Annotated in this window: 1 protein-coding gene; it reads right to left on the bottom strand. The window is 71.6% G+C overall.

Features of this window, described 5'->3' with window-relative positions; all coding sequences use genetic code 11:
- The coding region (locus ACWDSL_RS52680; protein WP_450496808.1) for an acyltransferase domain-containing protein at positions 1-3,140 on the bottom strand (3,140 nt) is incomplete at its 3' end.
- Between the last annotated feature and the right edge of the window lie 3 nt (positions 3,141-3,143).

Here is a 3,143-nt window from a genome sequence, read left to right as displayed (position 1 = left end):
CCGTCCACCGTTTCCGCGTCGCGGATGTCGGTCTTGCCCATCTCCACGAACCGGCCACCCGACCGCAGCAGCCGCACCGACGCGTCGATGAACTCCCCCGCCAGCGAGTTCAGCACCACATCCACACCCCGCCCACCGGTCACCTCGAAGAACCGCTCCTCGAAGTCCGTCGAACGGGACGAGGCGATGTGGTCGTCCGGAATCCCCAGCGACCGCAACGCATCCCACTTCGACTCACTCGCGGTCGCGAACACCTCGGCGCCCAGATGCCGCGCCAGCTGAACCGCCGCCATCCCCACACCACCGGCACCCGCATGCACCAGCACCGACTCACCCGACGACAACCCCGCCAAATCCACCAGACCGTAATACGCGGTGAGGAACGCCACCGGCACCGCCGCGGCATCCTCCAACGACCACCCATCAGGCACCTTGACGAGCATGCGCTGATCGACGGCCGCGAGCGGGCCGAAGCCGCCGGCCACGACACCAAGGACCCTGTCCCCGACACGGAGTCCGGTCACCCCGGAGCCGGTCTCGACGATCACACCAGCGGCCTCGCTGCCCATCAGGCCGGGGTCGCCCGGGTACATGTCCAGTGCGTTGAGCACATCGCGGAAGTTGAGTCCGGCGGCGTGTACGGCCATCCGTACCTGACCGGTGGCAAGCTGCTCCTGGGGCGCTTCGGTGATCAGTTCGAGGGCGTCCAGGCTGCCCTTGCGCCGGCTCTCCAGCCGCCACGGCACCCCGCCGGGAGGAGGCAGCAGCCCGGCGGACGAGGCGACGGAGGCCAGCCGGCCGACGAGCACGACGCCGTCCCGGACCACGACCTGCGGCTCACCGGACGCGATGACGTCGACCAGCACCTCGGCGGCCTGCTGCCGATCTTCGAGGTCGGCCAGGAGGAAGTGTCCCGGGTACTCCGTCTGCGCCGAGCGCAGCAGGCCCCATACGGCCGCGGCGCGCGGATCCGCCACGGTGTCGCCGCTCCTCGCCGCGATGGCGCCGCGCGTGATGAACACCAGGCGGGAGTCCGCGTACCGCTCGTCGGCCGCCCAGTGCTGGACCAGCTCCAGCACCCGGGCCGTCACCTGGTGCGTCGAACCCGCCCCGTCCGGGACCTCGGTGTGTCCTACGGGGCCGGTGGCACCGAGCGCGCCGACCTCGACCATGACCACGTCCGGCACCGTTTCCAGCGACACCAGGTGCGCGAGCGCGTCCGCGGACAGCTCGACCGTCTCCGGCCCGTCTGCGGACTGCGAGGCGGCGGGGGCCGGGGCCGCCACCCAGTCCAGTCGATAGAGCGAATCGTGGGCGCGGCCCGCGGTGTTCCCGGCGGTCAGTTGCTCCGCGGACACCGGGCGGATCGCCACGGACTCGACCGAGATGACAGGGGCACCAGCCGAGTCGGCCGCTGCCAGGCTCAGCGACCCGGCGGCGTCGTGGGCCAGCCGCACCCGCAGCACGGACGCCCCGTTGGCGTGCAAGGAGACACCGCTCAGCGAGAACAGCAGCCGGCCCCGCTCGGACTCCGGGTCCGCCCCCGGGAGGTCGGCGAACGATACGGCGTGCAGCGCCGCGTCCAGCAGGGCCGGGTGGATTCCGTACGACGTGGCGTCGTTCACCTGCTCCGGCAGCGCGACCTCGGCGAACACCTCGTCCTCGGTCCGCCACACCGCACGCAGCCCCTGGAACACCGGGCCGTAGCCGACGCCGCCCTCGGCGAACCGCTCGTAGAAACCTTCCATGTCGGCGACGACCGCGCCGGTGGGCGGCCATACGGTGGCGTCGAAGTCGGCCGTCCGCTCACCGTGCGCCAGCACACCGGTGGCGTGCTGCAACCACGGCTGCTCGGCCGCGTCCGCGGGCCGTGAGTACACGCTGAGGCTGCGGTGGCCGGAGGGATCGGGCGCCCCCACCCGCAGCTGGACCGCGACCGCGTCGCGCTCCGGCACCACCAGGGGGGCCGCGAGCGTGAGTTCATCGACCAGGTCGCAGCCGACCTGGTCGCCGGCACGGATCGCCAACTCCAGAAAACCGGTGCCCGGGAAGAGCACCACGCCGCCCACGGCGTGATCCGCCAGCCACGGATGCGACCGCAGCGACAGACTGCCGGTGAACAGCAGGCCCTCGGAGTCAGCCAGTTCCACGGCGGCGCCGAGCAGCGGATGCTCGGGGGACACCAGACCGGCGGCGGTCACATCGCCTGCCTGCGTGGACTCGGAGGGCCAGTAGCGCTGTCGCTGGAAGGCGTAGGTGGGCAGGTCGACGCGGCGGGCGCCGGTGTCCGTGAACACACTCGTCCAGTCGACAGCGCCACCACGGACGAAGACCTCCGCCAGCGAGGCCAGGAACCGGTCGCTGCCGCCCTGGTCCCGGCGCAAAGTGCCCACGACCACAGCAGTCACATCGACGTCGTCGACCGTCTCCTGAACCCCGACGGTCAGTACGGGATGGGCGCTGACCTCGATGAACGCCCGGTGGCGCCGGGCCAGCAGCTCCCGTACGGCGGGCTCGAAGCCCACCGTCTGCCGCAGATTGCGGTACCAGTAGTCCGCGCCCAGCTCACCACCCTCAAGCCACTCACCGGTCACCGTGGAGAAGAACGGAACCTCTGCTGCGTGCGGCACGACCGGCGCGAGCTCCGTCAGCAGTTCCTCGTGGATCCCCTCGACATGAGCGGAGTGCGAGGCGTAGTCCACCGCGATACGGCGGATACGCACCTCCTCGCCCGTCAGCTCCTCGACCAGCTCGTCCAACGCCTCCCGGTCGCCGGACACGACGACCGAGCGGGGGCCGTTGACCGCGGCGACCGACACCCGGCCAGCCCACCGCTCCAGCCGCGCCTCGACCTCGGCGACCGGCAACGGCACCGACGCCATACCCCCAGCACCCGCAAGCCGACGCGCAATGGCCTGGCTGCGCAACGCCACCACCCGCGCGCCGTCCTCCAGCGACAACGCACCCGCCACACACGCGGCGGCGATCTCACCCTGCGAGTGACCCACCACCGCGTCCGGCTCGACGCCGGAGGATCGCCACATGGCCGCGAGCGACACCATCACCGCCCACGACACCGGCTGCACCACATCCACCCGCTCCAACGACGGCGCACCCTCAACCTGCCGCACCACATCCATCAA

The sequence above is a fragment of the Streptomyces sp. NPDC000941 genome (genome assembly GCF_053599555.1).
The sequence above is the reverse complement of the archived record's forward strand: the minus strand, read 5'-3'. Positions and strand labels throughout refer to the sequence as shown.